Genomic DNA, 16414 nt, shown 5'->3' with positions numbered 1-16414 from the left:
ACATTTGATATGTGATCGAACACAAAATCCGTGTTCACCAAGATCCAATGTGGGAGCGGGCTTGCTCGCGAATCGATATAAAGAACACCACTTGAGTCAGATCCGCCAGAACGGCTTAAGCCCCTCCTCCCGCGCCTGCTCGCGCGTCAGCCCGACATCCTTGAGCTGTTCCGCCGTCAGCGCCAGCAATGCCTTGCGCGTGTGCAGTCGCTGCCAGAACAGACCCCAGCGGCTCAGGTGGGACGGCGCATTGCGCATGGGCGCATGGCGTGCACCGTCCCTTTGCCCTGCCGTCAGTTCCTGACTGTGTAACGTCAGCCGCACATCGCTCAAGCCGTTCATTTTGATTGCTCCTGTTTACTTGGGTAGCCAGAGCTTTCATGATGCTGGGGCGAGCAAAAGCATTACAGATTCAAAGCAGCTGTATTAAATCCATACAGATTTACCGTTCAAGCCGCTGAATCCTGAATTTTTGCCCGATCTGTACTGGTCATCCCCCTCTCCCACGCCGAGACTGCACCATGACCCTTTACGTCAACCTCGCCGAATTGCTCGGCACGCGTATCGAACAGGGCTTCTATCGTCCCGGTGACCGCTTGCCCTCGGTGCGGGCGCTGAGCGTCGAACACGGGGTCAGCCTGAGCACGGTGCAGCAAGCCTATCGGGTGCTGGAAGACAACGGTTTGGCCACGCCACGACCGAAGTCCGGGTACTTCGTGCCCGTCAGCCGCGAACTGCCGGACCTGCCGGCGATTGGCCGTCCGGCCCAACGGCCGGTGGATATTTCGCAATGGGACCAGGTGCTGGAACTGATCCGCGCAGTGCCGCGCAAGGACGTGGTGCAACTGGGTCGCGGCATGCCGGACATCACCAGCCCGACCATGAAACCCTTGCTGCGCGATCTGGCGCGCATCAGCCGGCGGCAAGACATGCCGGGCCTGTATTACGACAACATCCACGGTAACCTCGAACTGCGCGAACAGATCGCCCGCCTGATGCTCGACTCGGGCTGCCAGCTGGGGCCCGGCGACCTGGTGGTGACCACCGGTTGCCACGAAGCGCTGTCCACCAGCATTCGGGCGATCTGCGCACCTGGGGACATTGTCGCGGTGGACTCGCCGAGTTTTCACGGCGCCATGCAGACCCTCAAGGGACTGGGCATGAAAGCCCTGGAGATTCCCACCGACCCGCTTACCGGGATCAGCCTGGATGCCTTGGAACTGGCACTGGAGCAGTGGCCGATCAAGGCCATACAGTTGACCCCCAACTGCAACAACCCGCTGGGCTACATCATGCCGGAGTCGCGCAAACGCTCGCTGTTGACGCTCGCACAGCGTTTCGACGTGGCGATCATCGAAGACGATGTGTATGGCGAACTGGCCTATTCCTATCCGCGCCCACGCACGATCAAATCCTTCGACGAGGACGGCCGCGTGCTGCTGTGCAGCTCATTTTCCAAGACCCTGGCTCCAGGCCTGCGCATCGGTTGGGTCGCGCCCGGGCGCTATCTGGAACGGGTGCTGCACATGAAATACATCAGCACCGGCTCGACCGCTCCGCAACCGCAGATCGCCATCGCCGAATTCCTCAAGGGCGGCCATTTCGAACCGCATTTGCGGAGGATGCGCACGCAATACCAGCGTAATCGCGACATGATGATCGACTGGGTCGCTCGCTACTTCCCACCGGGCACTCGCGCCAGTCGCCCCCAAGGCAGCTTCATGCTGTGGGTCGAGCTGCCGGAAGGATTCGACACGCTGAAACTCAATCGCGAACTGCACGATCAAGGCGTGCAGATTGCCGTCGGCAGCATCTTTTCCGCATCGGGCAAATACCGCAATTGCCTGCGCATGAACTACGCTGCCAAACCAACGGCACAGATTGAAGAAGCCGTGCGCAAGGTCGGCGCTGCAGCCATCAGACTGCTGGCTCAAGCCGACTGACCTTTTTGATCACACCAGCGTCCATATGCCTACAACTGCCGCCACCCGGAACGATCCCAAGTGACAGCCAGACAGTCCCTGCTTGCTCTTGTGTTACTCACTTCGTTCCTCGGCGGCTGCGCCAACTTCGACCTGCAGGTTGAACCGAGCCAGGCGCTACCGGCGAGCGGCTCGGCATTCGGCCGATCGGTCCAGGCCCAGGCCGCCACCCATGAGGGGAAATCGGGCTTTCGCCTGCTGTCCGACAGCACCGAGGCGTTTACCGCCCGCGCCGAGCTGATTCGCAACGCGCAAAGCAGCCTCGACCTGCAGTACTACATCGTGCATGACGGCATCAGCACGCGGATGCTGGTTTCTGAATTGCTCAAGGCCGCGGACCGCGGCGTACGCGTACGCATCCTGCTCGATGACACCACCAGCGATGGCCTGGACAAGACCATCGCCACGCTGGCGGCGCATGCGCAAATCCAGATTCGCGTGTTCAACCCGTTGCATCTGGGTCGCAGCACCGGCGTGACGCGCACCATCGGCCGATTGCTCAATGTGTCGCGGCAACATCGACGCATGCACAACAAACTGTGGTTGGCCGACAACAGCATGGCGATTGTCGGTGGGCGAAACCTGGGGGATGAGTATTTCGATGCCAAGCCCAACCTGAACTTCACCGACATCGACATGCTCAGTGTCGGGCCGGTCGCCGAGCAGTTGGGGCACAGTTTCGACCAGTACTGGAACAGCGCCCTGAGCAAGCCGATCGCTGAATTTGTCTCCAGCAAACCGACTGCCGAGGACCTGCAAAACACCCGCACCCGGCTGGAAGAGTCCCTGGAGGAATCGCGCAAACAGAACCACGCGCTCTATCAACAGCTGATGAAATTCGCCACGCAGCCGCGCCTGGATATCTGGCGCGAAGACCTGATCTGGGCCTGGAATCAGGCGCTGTGGGATGCACCGAGCAAGGTCCTGGCCGACGGCGAGCCTGACCCTCAGTTGCTGCTGACGACTCAGTTGGCGCCCGCACTCGATGGCGTCAGCAAAGAGCTGATCATGATCTCGGCCTATTTCGTGCCTGGGCCACCGGGGCTGGTCTACCTGACCGGACGGGCTGACGCCGGTGTAACGGTACGCCTGCTGACCAACTCACTGGAAGCCACTGACGTGCCGGCGGTGCATGGCGGCTATGCACCGTATCGCAAGGCGCTGCTGGAGCACGGCGTGCAGCTCTTCGAACTGCGCCGCCAGCCCGGAGACAGCAGCGGTAGCGGACCTCGGCTGTTTTCCAGCAAGTCTTACGGCGATTCCGATTCCAGCCTGCACAGCAAGGCCATGATCTTCGACCAGCGAAAGTCCTTCATCGGCTCGTTCAACTTCGACCCGCGCTCGGTACTGTGGAACACCGAGGTCGGGGTGCTGGTGGACAGTCCGGAACTGGCGGCCCACGTTCGCGACCTGGCGTTGCAGGGCATGGCACCGGCCTTGAGTTACCATGTGCAGTTGAAGAATGAACAGGTCGTATGGACCACCGAAGACGACGGCAAAATGCACACCATGACCGAGGAACCGGGCAGCTGGTGGCGGCGCTTCAATGCCTGGCTCAGCGACGTCGTCGGGCTGGAGCGGATGCTTTAAAAGATCGCAGCCTTCGGCAACTCCTACAGATGTACGCATTCCCCCTGTAGGAGCTGCCGCAGGCTGCGATCTTTTGATCTTATGCGGGCTGTATCGCGCCAAACGCACCCTGGCGCGACACCAGTATCACCAACCCAAACGCCCCCGCCGCCATCAGCAACGGCAACGCATGCCCGCTGATCCACTGGCTGCCGGCACCGGCGATCAACGGCCCGAGCAGGCAACCGATGCCCCACAGCTGGGCAATGTGCGCATTGGCCCGCACCAGCGCATCGTCGCGATACCGCTCGCCAATCAGGATCAGCGACAAGGTAAACAGCCCGCCGGCACTGGCACCGAACAGCACCCACAGCGGCCAGATCAGCAGGGTCTCGATCAGCAACGGGATCGCCAGGCTCGACACCAGCAGCACTACCGCGCAGCCGGTAAACAGCGCACGCCGCGACACGCGATCAGCCAATGCACCGATGGGCAGTTGCAGCAAGGCATCCCCCACCACCACGGTGCTGACCATCGCCAGGGCGATTTCCGTGGTGAAGCCCTGGCGCAGACAGTACACCGGCAGCAGCGTCAGGATCATCGCCTCGAAGGCGGCGAACAGCGACACCGCCCAGGCAATGGCCGGCAGGCCACGGCAGAAGGTCAGCAAATCACCGAAGGTCACGCTGCAGGCCTCACTGCCGGGCGCACCACTGCGTCCCAGCAACAGGAACGGCGCCGCCACCAGCAGCCCGACGCCGACCCAGAAACCATAATCGTGCTCGGTACCCAGCACGCCCAGCAGGATTGGCCCGGCCAACTGGCTCAACGCGTAACTGCTGCCGTACAGCGCCACCAGCCGTCCACGCCACTCTTCGACTACCAGCTGGTTGATCCAGCTTTCACCGAGGATGAAGACCAGGGTCAGGATCACGCCGATCATCAGGCGCAGGACCAGCCAGATCGGATAACTCGGCAACAATGCCAGCAAACCGATGGACACCGCCCCGGCCCACAGGCACAGGCGCATCAGATTGGCCGTACCCAGACGGGCCGCCAGATGACTGGAAATCTTCGCGCCCAGCAGCACGCCAATGGCCGGCATGGCTGCCATCACGCCGATGGCAAACGAGCCGTAACCCCAGCTTTCCAGGCGGAATGACACCAGCGGCATGCTGACACCCAGGGCCAGGCCGACACTCAAGACAGACGCCAACACGGCGAAATACGTCGCCCAACGCATGTTCCACGCTCCTGTGGATATTTTTATGGCCTGCACAAAACACTGTGGGAGCGGGCTTGCTCGCGAAGAGGCCATCACATTCAACATCAATGTTGACTGTCACACCGCCTTCGCGAGCAAGCCCGCTCCCACAGGGGATCTACGTCGTTAAGAAAACCGACTTATAGCTTGATCCAGGTCGCCTTCAGCTCGGTGTACTTGTCGAACGCATGCAGCGACTTGTCGCGACCGTTGCCAGACTGCTTGAAGCCACCGAATGGCGCCGTCATGTCGCCACCGTCGTACTGGTTGACCCACACGCTACCGGCACGCAGTGCACGGGCGGTCAGGTGAGCCTTGGAGATGTCCTTGGTCCACACTGCCGCGGCGAGGCCGTACGGCGTGTCGTTGGCGATCGCGATGGCTTCTTCGGCGGTATCGAAAGCGATGACCGACAGCACCGGCCCGAAGATTTCTTCCTGGGCGATCTTCATCGCGTTGCTCACGCCATCGAAAATCGTCGGCTCAACGTAGGTACCGCCGGTTTCCTGCAGCGTGCGCTTGCCACCGGCAACCAGCTTGGCGCCATCGCTGTGACCCGATTCGATGTACGACAGCACGGTGTTCATCTGCTGGGTGTCCACCAGCGCACCGACGTTGGTCGCCGGGTCCAGCGGATTGCCCGGCTTCCAGGCTTTCAGCGCTTCGATCACCAGTGGCAGGAACTGGTCCTTGATCGAACGCTCCACCAGCAGGCGCGAACCGGCGGTGCAGACTTCGCCCTGGTTGAACGCAATGGCGCCGGCAGCGGCTTCGGCAGCCTCTTGCAGGTTCGGTGCATCGGCGAACACGATGTTCGGGCTCTTGCCACCGGCTTCGAGCCAGACGCGCTTCATGTTCGACTCGCCGGAGTAGATCAGCAGCTGCTTGGCGATCTTGGTCGAACCGGTGAACACCAGGGTGTCGACATCGTTATGCAGGGCCAGGGCCTTGCCGACGGTGTGACCGTAACCCGGCAGCACGTTGAGCACGCCTTTCGGGATCCCGGCTTCAACGGCCAGGGCTGCGATACGGATGGCGGTCAGCGGGGATTTTTCCGACGGCTTGAGGATCACCGAGTTACCGGTGGACAGCGCCGGGCCGAGCTTCCAGCAAGCCATCATCAGCGGGAAGTTCCACGGCACGATGGCGCCGACAACGCCGACTGGCTCGCGAGTGACCAGGCCCAGTTGATCATGCGGGGTAGCGGCCACTTCATCGTAGATCTTGTCGATGGCTTCGCCGCTCCAGCTCAGGGCTTGCGCCGCGCCAGGAACATCGATGTACAGGGAGTCGCTGATCGGCTTGCCCATGTCCAGGGTTTCAAGCAGGGCCAGCTCTTCGGCGTGCTTTTTCAGCAGGCCGGCGAAACGGATCATGGTGGCTTTGCGCTTGGTCGGCGCCAGGCGCGACCAGGCACCGGAATTGAAGGTGGCGCGGGCGTTTTCAACAGCGCGTTGGGCATCGGCGGCATCGCAGCTGGCGATCTTGCCCAGCAGGCGACCATCGACCGGGCTGATGCACTCGAAGGTCTCGGCGGAGACAGCATCGGTGTATTCGCCATTGATGTAGGCGCGGCCTTCGATCTTCAGATCGCGAGCGCGTTGCTCCCAGTCGGCACGAGTCAGGGTGGTCATGCGAGTGTCCTCCTCTTATTGAATACGACACCCGCGTTCTTCGCGGGCGCTGTCAGGAATTCTGCCTGGCCAGCCTGCTTACGGCCCAAGGCAACCACCACCCTAAACCAGCGGCAGGTGAAGTTTCAATATATTTGACATAACGCCGGCAAACGGCCTTGCGATGTTCATTTTAATAAACATAGACTTCGGCATTACCAACCACTCGCACCGCAATGACGGGGGAATACAACAATGAGCATCCAGAACATCGTCGACTTCAGCCAGGCCACCACGGCCGTCGAACGCTATCGCCCAGACCCGGCAAAAGTCCTCAAGGGCGATCCCGAACAAGCAGTGTACAACCACTACAACAGTCCTTGCGGCCAACTGAATGCCGGCGTGTGGGAAGGCGCCGTCGGCCAGTGGCTGGTGAATTTCACCGAGCATGAATACTGCGAAATCGTCCAGGGCGTTTCCGTGCTGCGCGACAACGACGGCAACAGCAAAACCGTGCGCGCGGGCGATCGCTTCGTGATCCCGGCCGGGTTCCGCGGTACCTGGGAAGTGCTGGAGCCGTGCCGCAAGATCTATGTGGCGTTTGAGCAGAAGGCCTGAGGATTTTTGTTGCCAGGGAAGCCCTCTCCCACATTTGTCCGGGTCCACAGCGCTCAAATGTGGGAGCGGGCTTGCTCGCGAAGGGGCCCTGACAGGCAACACACAAACCACAGGCAACAAAAAAGGCCCGTATCTCGCGATACGGGCCTTTTTCGTAAGTCGGGAAAAATCAATTACTTGATTTTGCCTTCCTTGTAGATCACGTGCTTGCGAACAACCGGATCAAATTTCTTGATCTCGATTTTGTCCGGGGTAGTGCGCTTGTTCTTGTCGGTAGTGTAGAAGTGACCAGTACCGGCGCTCGAAATCAAACGAATCAATTCACGCATGATTAGCTCCCTTAGATCTTGCCAGCGGCGCGGATTTCGGCCAGCACGACAGTGATGCCACGCTTGTCGATGATACGCATGCCTTTGGCAGATACGCGCAGACGCACGAAACGTTTCTCTTCTTCAACCCAGAAGCGGTGATGCTGCAGGTTCGGCAGGAAACGACGACGGGTTTTGTTATTTGCGTGGGAAATGTTATTCCCAGTCACCGGACCCTTACCGGTAACTTGACAGACTCTCGACATGCCTCAGCCCTCTAAAACCACATGCCCAACCCGGCATGGGTTGGCCGCTTAATCTCTCAGTCATTTGGCGCCAGGCGCCGCGTTTCTTTAAGGGTCTTACCGGCTACACCTACAAACGAAGGAACCGGGCCCCTAGAAAAGAGCGCTGCTTTATACCAGAAAGACTCGAGAGCAACAACATTCGGTGTGCGTTGAGTTGATAAAAAACCCGTTTTTCAGGCGCCAGGCGCCTTGGATCAAGGCTGCCGTCGATTTCTACCGCTCGTCGCAGAGAATTCGCTCGACCGGCAAGATCCAGCTTTTTTCCAACCCGTGCTCACCCGAATCGATCGGCTATAGTCCCCTGAAATCGAAAAAGGGGATAGTCATTTGCAATCCAGCCACTAGGGTAAGCCTTTTCCAGACTGCACTTGCAGATGGGCCTTCGATCTGTAAAGGAACCCGACCATGCGCCTCGCTGCCCTACCGCTGTTGCTTGCCCCGCTCCTGCTGGGCCCACAGGCCTTCGCCGCCGCCCTGAGCGTCTGCACCGAGGCCAGCCCGGAAGGGTTCGATGTGGTGCAATACAACTCGCTGACCACCACCAACGCCTCGGCCGACGTGTTGATGAACCGCCTGGTGGATTTCGACACCGCCAGCGGCAAAGTGGTCGCCAGCCTCGCGGACAGCTGGGAGGTCACCCCTGATGGCCTGAGCTACGTCTTCAAGTTGCACCCGCAGGTTAAATTTCACCGCACCGACTATTTCAACCCGACGCGCGAATTGACCGCCGAGGACGTGAAGTTCAGCTTCGACCGCATGCTCGACCCGGCCAACCCATGGCACAAAGTCGCCCAGAGCGGCTTTCCCCACGCGCAATCGATGCAATTGCCTGCGCTGATCAAGAAGATCGATGCGCTGGACCCTCTGACTGTTCGCTTTACCCTGGATCACCCGGACTCCACCTTCCTCGCCACCCTGAGCATGGGGTTCGCTTCGATCTACTCGGCTGAGTACGCCGACAAGCTAATGAAGGCCGGCACGCCGGAGAAGCTCAACAGCCAGCCGATCGGCACCGGCCCGTTCGTATTCACGCGCTTCCAGAAGGACGCCACCGTTCGCTACAAGGCCAATGCCGAGTACTTCGGCGGCAAGCCCTCTGTCGACCCGCTGATCTTTGCCATCACCCCTGACGCCAACGTGCGCCTGCAGAAACTGCGCCGCAATGAATGCCAGATCGCCCTGTCGCCCAAACCGCTGGATGTCCAGGCCGCGCTGAAAGAACCGACCTTGAAAGTCGAAAAAACTGACGCCTTCATGACCGCGTTCGTCGCCATCAACAGTCAGCACCCGCCCTTGGACAAACCTGAAGTGCGCCAGGCGATCAACCTCGCCTTCGACAAGGCCAACTACGTCAAGGCTGTGTTCGAGGACACCGCCGAACCCGCCAACGGCCCCTACCCGCCCAACACCTGGAGCTACGCGAAAGCCTTGCCGGGCTACCCCCATGACATCGAGAAGGCCAAGGCGCTGATGGCCAAGGCCGGGCTCAAGGACGGCTTCCAGACCACGATATGGACCCGCCCGTCCGGCAGCCTGCTGAACCCCAACCCGAGCCTGGGTGCCCAGATGCTTCAGTCCGACCTGGCGGAAATCGGCATTCAGGCGGAAATTCGCGTGATCGAATGGGGCGAGCTGATCCGCCGCGCCAAGGCCGGTGAACACGACCTGCTGTTCATGGGCTGGGCCGGTGACAACGGCGACCCTGACAACTTCCTCACGCCGCAGTTTTCCTGTGCTGCGGTCAAGTCCGGCACCAACTTTGCCCGCTATTGCAACCAGGACCTGGACAAGTTGATCAGCGCCGGCAAAACCACCGGCGAGCAAGGCGTGCGCACCAAACTCTATGAGCAGGCCCAGACGCAGATCCAGCAACAGGCGCTGTGGCTGCCGCTGGCTCATCCGACTGCCTTCGCGCTGACGAACAAGGATGTCGAGGGGTATTCGGTCAGCCCGTTCGGGCGGCAGGACTACTCCAAGGTCAACATCAAGTAATAGCCGCCGCACACAAAACCCTGTGGGAGCGGGCTTGCTCGCGAAGAGGGAGAGTCAGTCGCCATCAATGCTGACTGATACACCGCCTTCGCGAGCAAGCCCGCTCCCACATGGGTTTCGCTCGCCCCGACTATCTCCTACATCCAGCCATACTCGGCCATCGACAACGGATCGCCGTCGCCGATGATGAAATGGTCGAGTACCCGTACATCGATAAGGTCCAGCGCCTTTTGCAGGCGCTTGGTCAGCACCCTGTCGGCCTGGCTGGGGTCAGTGTTGCCCGACGGATGGTTGTGGCAGAGGATCAATGCCGCCGCATTGTGCGCCAGGGCACGCTTGACCACTTGCCGCGGATGGACGCTGGTGTTGTCGATCGAGCCACGGAACAGCACCTCAAATCCCAGTACCTGATGCCTGGAGTCGAGAAACAGGCAGCCGAACACCTCGTGGGGCTCATGGCGCAGCATCGATTTGAGGTAGTCACGCACCGCCTGCGGGTTTTCCAGCGCCGACTTGTCCCGCGCCCGCTCGGCCAGGTGGCGTCTGCTCATTTCTTGAGCAGCCTGCAGCTGCGCAAATTTCGCCGGCCCGAGCCCCAACTGTTTGCTGAACGTTTCCTGATCAGCCTCCAGCAACAAACGCAGGCTGCCAAACTGAGTCAACAGGTGTCGCGCCAGATCCACAGCGCTTTTACCCACAACGCCGGTGCGTAAAAATATCGCCAGCAACTCGGCATCCGAAAGACTTCCCGAGCCTTGTTCAAGCAACCTCTCCCGCGGCCGTTCCGCCGACGGCCAATCGCGAATACTCATAGCACCTCCCTGTCTGTGGGCGCCGCTGTTCCGTAGCGGTCGCTGTGATATCGTAGCCCATCTTTTTTGCGGGCGATTTCACTCCTGGGGAGGGGGTATCGCAACGCAGTCATCAACGAAATGAAAGGCAGGCCTATGCAGCGGCTGTATCGGAAACGCATTGTTCTGGGCGTCGGCGGCGGTATCGCTGCCTACAAGAGCGCCGACCTGGTTCGCCGCCTGATCGATCAGGGCGCGGAAGTGCGCGTGGTCATGACCCGTGGCGGTGCTGAGTTCATCACGCCACTGACCATGCAGGCCCTGTCCGGGCACCCGGTCCACCTGGACCTGCTGGACCCGGCGGCCGAGGCCGCGATGGGCCACATCGAACTGGCCAAATGGGCCGATCTGGTGCTGATCGCCCCCGCCACCGCCGATCTGATCGCGCGACTGGCCCAAGGCATTGCCGATGACCTGCTGACCACGCTGGTACTGGCGACCGACGCCGTGGTTGCCGTCGCACCGGCGATGAACCAGGCCATGTGGCGCGACCCGGCCACCCAAGCCAATCTGCAAACCCTCGAAAGCCGTGACATCAAAGCCTTCGGTCCGGCCTCCGGCAGCCAGGCCTGCGGTGACATTGGCCTGGGGCGCATGCTCGAAGCCACGGAACTTGCCCAATGCGCGGCAGACTGCTTCCAGCGCCAGGCCCTGACCGGCAAGCACGTGTTGATCACCGCCGGCCCGACCCAGGAAAACATCGACCCGGTGCGCTACATCACCAACCACAGCTCAGGAAAAATGGGCTTTGCCCTGGCCGAAGCGGCGGTTGAAGCCGGCGCCCGCGTCACCCTGATCACCGGCCCGGTGCATCTGCCAACGCCGGATCGTGTTACGCGCATCGACGTCGTCAGCGCCCGCGACATGCTCGCCGCGTGTGAAGCGGCGATTCCCTGCGACTTGTTTATCGCCTCCGCAGCAGTCGCGGACTACCGCCCGGAAGTCGTCGCCCCACAGAAACTCAAGAAAGATCCTACGAACGGCGACGGCTTGTTGCTACAAATGGTACGCAACCCGGACATCCTGGCCAGCATCGCCACACGCCCCGACCGTCCGTTCAGTGTCGGTTTCGCCGCCGAGACCGAACACCTGCTCGATTACGCTGCCCGCAAGCTGAAAGACAAGAACCTCGATTTGATCGTCGCCAACGACGTCGCCAACCCGAGCATTGGCTTCAACAGCGAAGAAAACGCCTGCAGCGTGATCGACCGTGAGCTTCACGCCACACTTTTCGCCCAGACCAGCAAGAGCAAGATTGCTCGCCAGCTGATCACTTTTATCGCCGAACGTCTGAACCAGGTTTAATTTACATGCACGCTTTGCAAGCCAAGATCCTCGACCCCCGCATCGGTACCGAATTCCCGCTGCCGCAGTACGCCACGCCAGGCTCCGCCGGCCTCGACCTGCGCGCCATGCTGGAGCAGGACATCGTGATCAAGCCGGGTGAAACCGTACTGATCCCCACTGGCCTGTCGGTCTACATCGGCGACCCGAACCTGGCGGCGCTGATCCTGCCGCGCTCCGGCCTGGGCCATAAGCACGGCATCGTCCTGGGCAACCTGGTCGGGCTGATCGACTCCGACTACCAGGGTCCGCTGATGGTCTCGTGCTGGAACCGTGGCCAGACCGATTTCACCATGGCCGTCGGCGAACGCCTGGCGCAACTGGTGCTGGTACCGGTGGTGCAGGCACATTTCGAGATGGTCGAAGAGTTCGTCGAGACCCAGCGCGGTACCGGCGGTTTCGGTCATTCCGGAAGCCACTGACACCTTATCTACACGCCTGAAATCAAGGGATTGATCGGCCAAAAAGCCGCTCGCGTCGCTGGCATGGCCTTTTCGCACCACGAACTCTGCGCGAAAAACGCCGTCATACCTTTCAGTTTGAACCTGCCGGCGAGTCATTCGCCGGCCTGTCCAGCCACTTTCAAGATGGAGCATTACCCCAGATGAGCACCCCAGTGCGCGTTGCCCCCAAGTTCCCCGACAGCATTTTCCGCGCCTATGACATACGCGGCACAGTCCCGGAATTTCTCAACGCCGAAACGGCTTACTGGCTCGGTCGCGCCATCGGTGCCCAGAGCCTGGCCCAGGATGAACCGAACGTTTCCGTTGGCCGTGACGGTCGCCTGTCCGGCCCGGAGCTGGTTGAACAACTGATCCAGGGCCTGGCCGACAGCGGTTGCCATGTCAGCGACGTCGGCCTGGTGCCGACCCCGGCGCTGTACTACGCGGCCAATGTGCTGGCTGGCAAGTCCGGCGTGATGCTCACCGGCAGCCACAACCCATCGAATTACAACGGTTTCAAGATTGTCATTGCCGGCGATACCCTGGCCAATGAACAGATCCAGGCCCTGCATGACCGCCTCAAGACCAACAACCTGACCAGCGGCAAGGGCAGCATCACCCAGGTCGAAATCCTCGACCGCTACACCACCGAAATCGTCCAGGACATCAAGCTGGCCCGCCGCCTGAAAGTCGTGGTGGACTGCGGCAACGGCGCGGCCGGCGTGATCGCCCCGCAATTGATCGAAGCGCTGAACTGCGAAGTCATCCCGTTGTTCTGTGAAGTCGATGGCAACTTCCCCAACCATCACCCGGACCCGGGTAAGCCTGAAAACCTCGTCGACCTGATCGCCAAGGTCAAGGAAACCAACGCTGATATCGGCCTGGCTTTCGACGGCGACGGCGACCGCGTCGGCGTAGTGACCAACACCGGCAGCATCGTCTTCCCGGATCGCCTGCTGATGCTGTTCGCCCGCGACGTGGTAGCGCGCAACCCGAATGCGGAAATCATCTTCGACGTCAAATGCACCCGCCGCCTGATCCCGCTGATCAAGGAATACGGTGGTCGTCCGCTGATGTGGAAGACCGGTCATTCGTTGATCAAGAAGAAAATGAAACAATCCGGCGCCCTGTTGGCCGGCGAAATGAGCGGGCACATCTTCTTCAAGGAGCGCTGGTTCGGTTTCGACGACGGCATCTACAGCGCCGCGCGGTTGCTGGAAATCCTCAGCAAGGAAAAATCCACGGCGGAGGAGCTGTTCGCGACCTTCCCGAACGATATTTCTACGCCAGAGATCAATATCCATGTGACCGAAGAGAGCAAATTCAGCATCATTGATGCATTGCACGACGCGAAGTGGGGCGAAGGCGCCGACCTGACCACTATCGACGGCGTGCGAGTCGACTATGCCAAAGGCTGGGGCCTGGTTCGCGCCTCCAACACCACACCGGTGCTGGTCCTGCGTTTCGAGGCCGATGACGAGGCTGAATTGCAACGCATCAAGGACGTTTTCCACGCCCAGTTGAAGCGTGTTGCACCTGATCTCCAACTACCGTTCTGATTCACCCGGAGCCCTGAATGACCCTCGAACGCGAAGCCGCCGCCAACACCGCCAAGGTCCTGTCCGAAGCGCTGCCTTACATTCGCCGCTATGTCGGCAAGACACTGGTGATCAAATACGGCGGCAACGCGATGGAAAGCGAGGAGCTCAAGACCGGCTTCGCCCGCGACATCGTGTTGATGAAGGCCGTGGGTATCAACCCGGTCGTGGTTCACGGCGGCGGCCCGCAAATCGGTGATCTGCTCAAGCGCCTGTCGATCGAGAGCCACTTTGTCGACGGCATGCGCGTGACCGATGCCGCGACCATGGACGTGGTCGAGATGGTCCTCGGTGGCCAGGTCAACAAGGACATCGTCAACCTGATCAACCGTCACGGCGGCAGCGCCATCGGCCTGACCGGCAAGGACGCCGAGCTGATTCGTGCGAAGAAGCTCACCGTCACCCGCCAGACGCCGGAGATGACCACCCCGGAGATCATCGATATCGGCCATGTCGGCGAAGTAGTCGGTATCAATACCGATCTGCTGAACCTGCTGGTCAAAGGTGATTTCATCCCGGTGATCGCGCCAATCGGCGTGGGCGCCAATGGCGAGTCGTACAACATCAACGCCGACCTGGTGGCCGGCAAGGTGGCCGAGGCGCTGAAAGCCGAGAAACTGATGTTGCTGACCAATATCGCGGGCCTGATGGACAAATCGGGCACGGTCCTGACCGGCCTGACCACCCAGCAGGTCGACGACCTGATCGCCGACGGCACGATCTATGGCGGCATGCTGCCAAAGATCCGTTGTGCACTGGAAGCGGTCCAGGGCGGCGTGGGCAGCTCGCTGATCATTGACGGTCGTGTGCCTAACGCGATCCTGTTGGAAATCTTCACCGACACCGGTGTGGGCACCTTGATCAGCAATCGCAAGCGTCCATAAGCAGCACCCACAAAAAAGACCCCGTTCGGCTTGGCTGAACGGGGTCTTTTTTTGCCTGCGGGGGACCGTGTTACACGCCGAATTGGGCGCGGTAGGCTTCTACGGCTGGCAGGTGTTGCTTGAGCTGCGGATCGTCGGCCAGGAATTCCAGTACCTGGTTCAGCGAAACGATGCTGATCACCGGAATACCGAAATCACGCTCCACTTCCTGGATCGCTGACAATTCACCGTTGCCACGCTCCTGGCGGTTCAGGGCGATCAGCACGCCGGCCGCCTTGGCGCCGTCCTGGGAAGCGATGATCTGCATCACTTCGCGGATCGCGGTGCCGGCCGTGATCACGTCGTCGATGATCAGCACTTCGCCGGTCAGCGGTGCGCCGACCAGGCTGCCGCCTTCACCGTGGGCCTTGGCTTCCTTGCGATTGAAGCACCATGGCAGGTCACGGTTGTGATGCTCGGCCAGTGCAACGGCGGTGGTTGCCGCCAGCGGGATGCCTTTGTAGGCCGGGCCGAACAGGACATCGAAGGCAATGCCGCTTTCGGCAATGGCTGCGGCGTAGAAACGACCCAGCTGCGCCAGGGCCGAACCCGAATTGAACAGGCCCGCATTGAAGAAGTAAGGACTGGTGCGCCCGGACTTCAGGGTGAACTCACCGAAGCGCAAAACGCCGCGATCGATGGCAAAACGAATGAAATCGCGCTGATACGCTTGCATGAAAAAAACCCCAAATACCACGGATTTAGCTAATTAGGTTGACGCCGTGTATCATACACGCACGCGATTTTTGGGGCCATTTATGCGGATCATCAGTGTGAACGTCAATGGTATTCAGGCTGCAGTCGAGCGAGGTTTGCTCAGTTGGCTGCAGGCACAGAATGCCGACGTCATCTGCCTGCAGGACACCCGTGCCTCCGCCTTTGAACTGGACGATCCAGCCTTCCAACTGGATGGATACTTCCTTTATGCCTGCGACGCCGAAGTTCCCGCCCAAGGCGGCGTGGCTTTGTACTCGCGGTTGCAACCGAAGGCTGTCATCAGCGGTCTCGGTTTCGAGACGGCGGACCGCTACGGGCGCTACCTGCAAGCAGATTTCGACAAAGTCAGTATTGCAACCCTGTTGCTTCCTTCCGGGATGAACGGCGATGAGGACTTGAACCAGAAGTTCAAGCTCATGGACGACTTCGCCAAATACCTGGACAAGCAGCGGCGCAAACGCCGCGAGTACATTTATTGTGGCTCGCTGTACGTGGCGCAACAGAAACTGGACATCAAGAACTGGCGTGACAGCCAGCAATCTCCGGGCTTCCTGGCGCCTGAACGGGCCTGGATGGACGAGATTGTCGGCAACATGGGTTATGTCGACGCCCTGCGCGAAGTCAGCCGTGAAGGTGATCAGTACAGCTGGTGGCCGGATAACGAACAGGCCGAAATGCTCAACCTCGGCTGGCGCTTCGATTACCAGATCCTGACCCCGGGCCTGCGCCGCTTCGTACGCAGTGCGCGCCTGCCACGTCAGCCACGGTTCTCGCAACACGCGCCGTTGATCGTGGACTACGACTGGACGCTGACTATCTGAGTCTGGCCGGTAAAGGAAAATGCCCGTATCGCAAGATACGGGCATTTTTTATGGCCGGATGTA

The 16414-nt window shown here is 60.6% G+C and carries 15 protein-coding genes and 1 pseudogene; 9 read left to right on the top strand and 7 right to left on the bottom strand.

Annotated elements, in window-relative coordinates:
* Positions 1-96: 96 nt before the first annotated feature.
* The gene (locus SOP95_RS14390; protein ID WP_274073712.1) at positions 97-342 is read right to left on the bottom strand and encodes a DUF1127 domain-containing protein; all 246 of its coding nucleotides are present in this window, start codon (positions 340-342) and stop codon (positions 97-99) included.
* A gap of 179 nt (positions 343-521) precedes the next feature.
* Here SOP95_RS14390 and SOP95_RS14385 point away from each other — a divergent pair, with 179 nt between their 5' ends.
* The gene (locus SOP95_RS14385) at positions 522-1943 is read left to right on the top strand and encodes an aminotransferase-like domain-containing protein (RefSeq protein ID WP_274073713.1); all 1422 of its coding nucleotides are present in this window, start codon (positions 522-524) and stop codon (positions 1941-1943) included.
* A gap of 60 nt (positions 1944-2003) precedes the next feature.
* Positions 2004-3572 (top strand): phospholipase D family protein, encoded by a 1569-nt coding sequence (locus tag SOP95_RS14380; protein ID WP_323607402.1) that lies wholly within the window; start codon positions 2004-2006, stop codon positions 3570-3572.
* A 79-nt stretch (positions 3573-3651) separates the two neighbouring features.
* Here SOP95_RS14380 and SOP95_RS14375 read toward each other — a convergent pair whose 3' ends face one another.
* Both SOP95_RS14375 and SOP95_RS14370 read right to left on the bottom strand, forming a co-directional pair.
* A complete protein-coding gene (locus SOP95_RS14375) occupies positions 3652-4794 on the bottom strand; it encodes an MFS transporter (RefSeq protein ID WP_274073715.1) in 1143 nt (380 codons plus the stop codon).
* A 161-nt stretch (positions 4795-4955) separates the two neighbouring features.
* On the bottom strand, positions 4956-6449 hold the full coding sequence (locus SOP95_RS14370) for an aldehyde dehydrogenase (protein ID WP_274073716.1): 1494 nt from the start codon (positions 6447-6449) through the stop codon (positions 4956-4958).
* A gap of 234 nt (positions 6450-6683) precedes the next feature.
* On the opposite strand from SOP95_RS14370, the gene SOP95_RS14365 reads away from it, so the two are divergent.
* Entirely contained in the window at positions 6684-7046 is a 363-nt protein-coding gene (locus SOP95_RS14365) for a cupin domain-containing protein (protein ID WP_008054608.1), read from the top strand.
* Positions 7047-7219: 173 nt separating this feature from the next.
* On the opposite strand, the gene rpmG is transcribed toward SOP95_RS14365, so the two are convergent.
* Both rpmG and rpmB read right to left on the bottom strand, forming a co-directional pair.
* On the bottom strand, positions 7220-7375 hold the full coding sequence (rpmG, locus tag SOP95_RS14360; RefSeq protein WP_007894709.1) for a 50S ribosomal protein L33: 156 nt from the start codon (positions 7373-7375) through the stop codon (positions 7220-7222).
* 11 nt (positions 7376-7386) lie between these two features.
* Entirely contained in the window at positions 7387-7620 is a 234-nt protein-coding gene (rpmB, locus tag SOP95_RS14355; protein WP_003176907.1) for a 50S ribosomal protein L28, read from the bottom strand.
* 447 nt (positions 7621-8067) lie between these two features.
* On the opposite strand from rpmB, the gene SOP95_RS14350 reads away from it, so the two are divergent.
* Complete coding sequence (locus SOP95_RS14350) at positions 8068-9654, top strand: ABC transporter substrate-binding protein (RefSeq protein WP_323607401.1); 1587 nt, start codon at positions 8068-8070, stop codon at positions 9652-9654.
* 137 nt (positions 9655-9791) lie between these two features.
* On the opposite strand, the gene radC is transcribed toward SOP95_RS14350, so the two are convergent.
* Positions 9792-10466: a RadC family protein gene (gene radC, locus SOP95_RS14340; RefSeq protein ID WP_274073718.1), complete on the bottom strand. Its 675-nt coding sequence runs from the start codon at positions 10464-10466 to the stop codon at positions 9792-9794.
* Positions 10467-10601: 135 nt separating this feature from the next.
* Between radC and coaBC the strand changes: the two genes are divergently transcribed.
* The 4 genes and pseudogenes from coaBC (at position 10602) to argB (ending at position 14774) form a co-directional block, all read left to right on the top strand.
* Positions 10602-11810 (top strand): bifunctional phosphopantothenoylcysteine decarboxylase/phosphopantothenate--cysteine ligase CoaBC, encoded by a 1209-nt coding sequence (gene coaBC, locus SOP95_RS14335; RefSeq protein ID WP_323607400.1) that lies wholly within the window; start codon positions 10602-10604, stop codon positions 11808-11810.
* 5 nt (positions 11811-11815) lie between these two features.
* The gene (dut, locus tag SOP95_RS14330) at positions 11816-12271 is read left to right on the top strand and encodes a dUTP diphosphatase (protein WP_047535088.1); all 456 of its coding nucleotides are present in this window, start codon (positions 11816-11818) and stop codon (positions 12269-12271) included.
* A gap of 176 nt (positions 12272-12447) precedes the next feature.
* Positions 12448-13851: pseudogene (locus SOP95_RS14325) on the top strand (phosphomannomutase/phosphoglucomutase); the annotation flags it as partial.
* A gap of 17 nt (positions 13852-13868) precedes the next feature.
* A complete protein-coding gene (gene argB / locus SOP95_RS14320) occupies positions 13869-14774 on the top strand; it encodes an acetylglutamate kinase (RefSeq protein ID WP_008047078.1) in 906 nt (301 codons plus the stop codon).
* A 70-nt stretch (positions 14775-14844) separates the two neighbouring features.
* Here the strand turns inward: argB and pyrE are convergent, their stop codons facing one another.
* Positions 14845-15489 carry an orotate phosphoribosyltransferase gene (pyrE, locus tag SOP95_RS14315; protein ID WP_007975175.1) on the bottom strand — a complete coding sequence of 215 codons (645 nt, stop codon included), beginning with the start codon at positions 15487-15489 and terminating at the stop codon, positions 14845-14847.
* Between the two features lie 82 nt (positions 15490-15571).
* On the opposite strand from pyrE, the gene SOP95_RS14310 reads away from it, so the two are divergent.
* The gene (locus SOP95_RS14310) at positions 15572-16351 is read left to right on the top strand and encodes an exodeoxyribonuclease III (RefSeq protein ID WP_008062840.1); all 780 of its coding nucleotides are present in this window, start codon (positions 15572-15574) and stop codon (positions 16349-16351) included.
* Positions 16352-16414 lie beyond the last annotated feature (63 nt).

Origin of the sequence: Pseudomonas sp. YuFO8 (assembly GCF_035065025.1) — a bacterium.
GTDB classification, from domain to species: Bacteria; Pseudomonadota; Gammaproteobacteria; order Pseudomonadales; family Pseudomonadaceae; genus Aquipseudomonas; species Aquipseudomonas putida_AE.
This window is presented reverse-complemented; position numbering and strand designations above follow the sequence as displayed.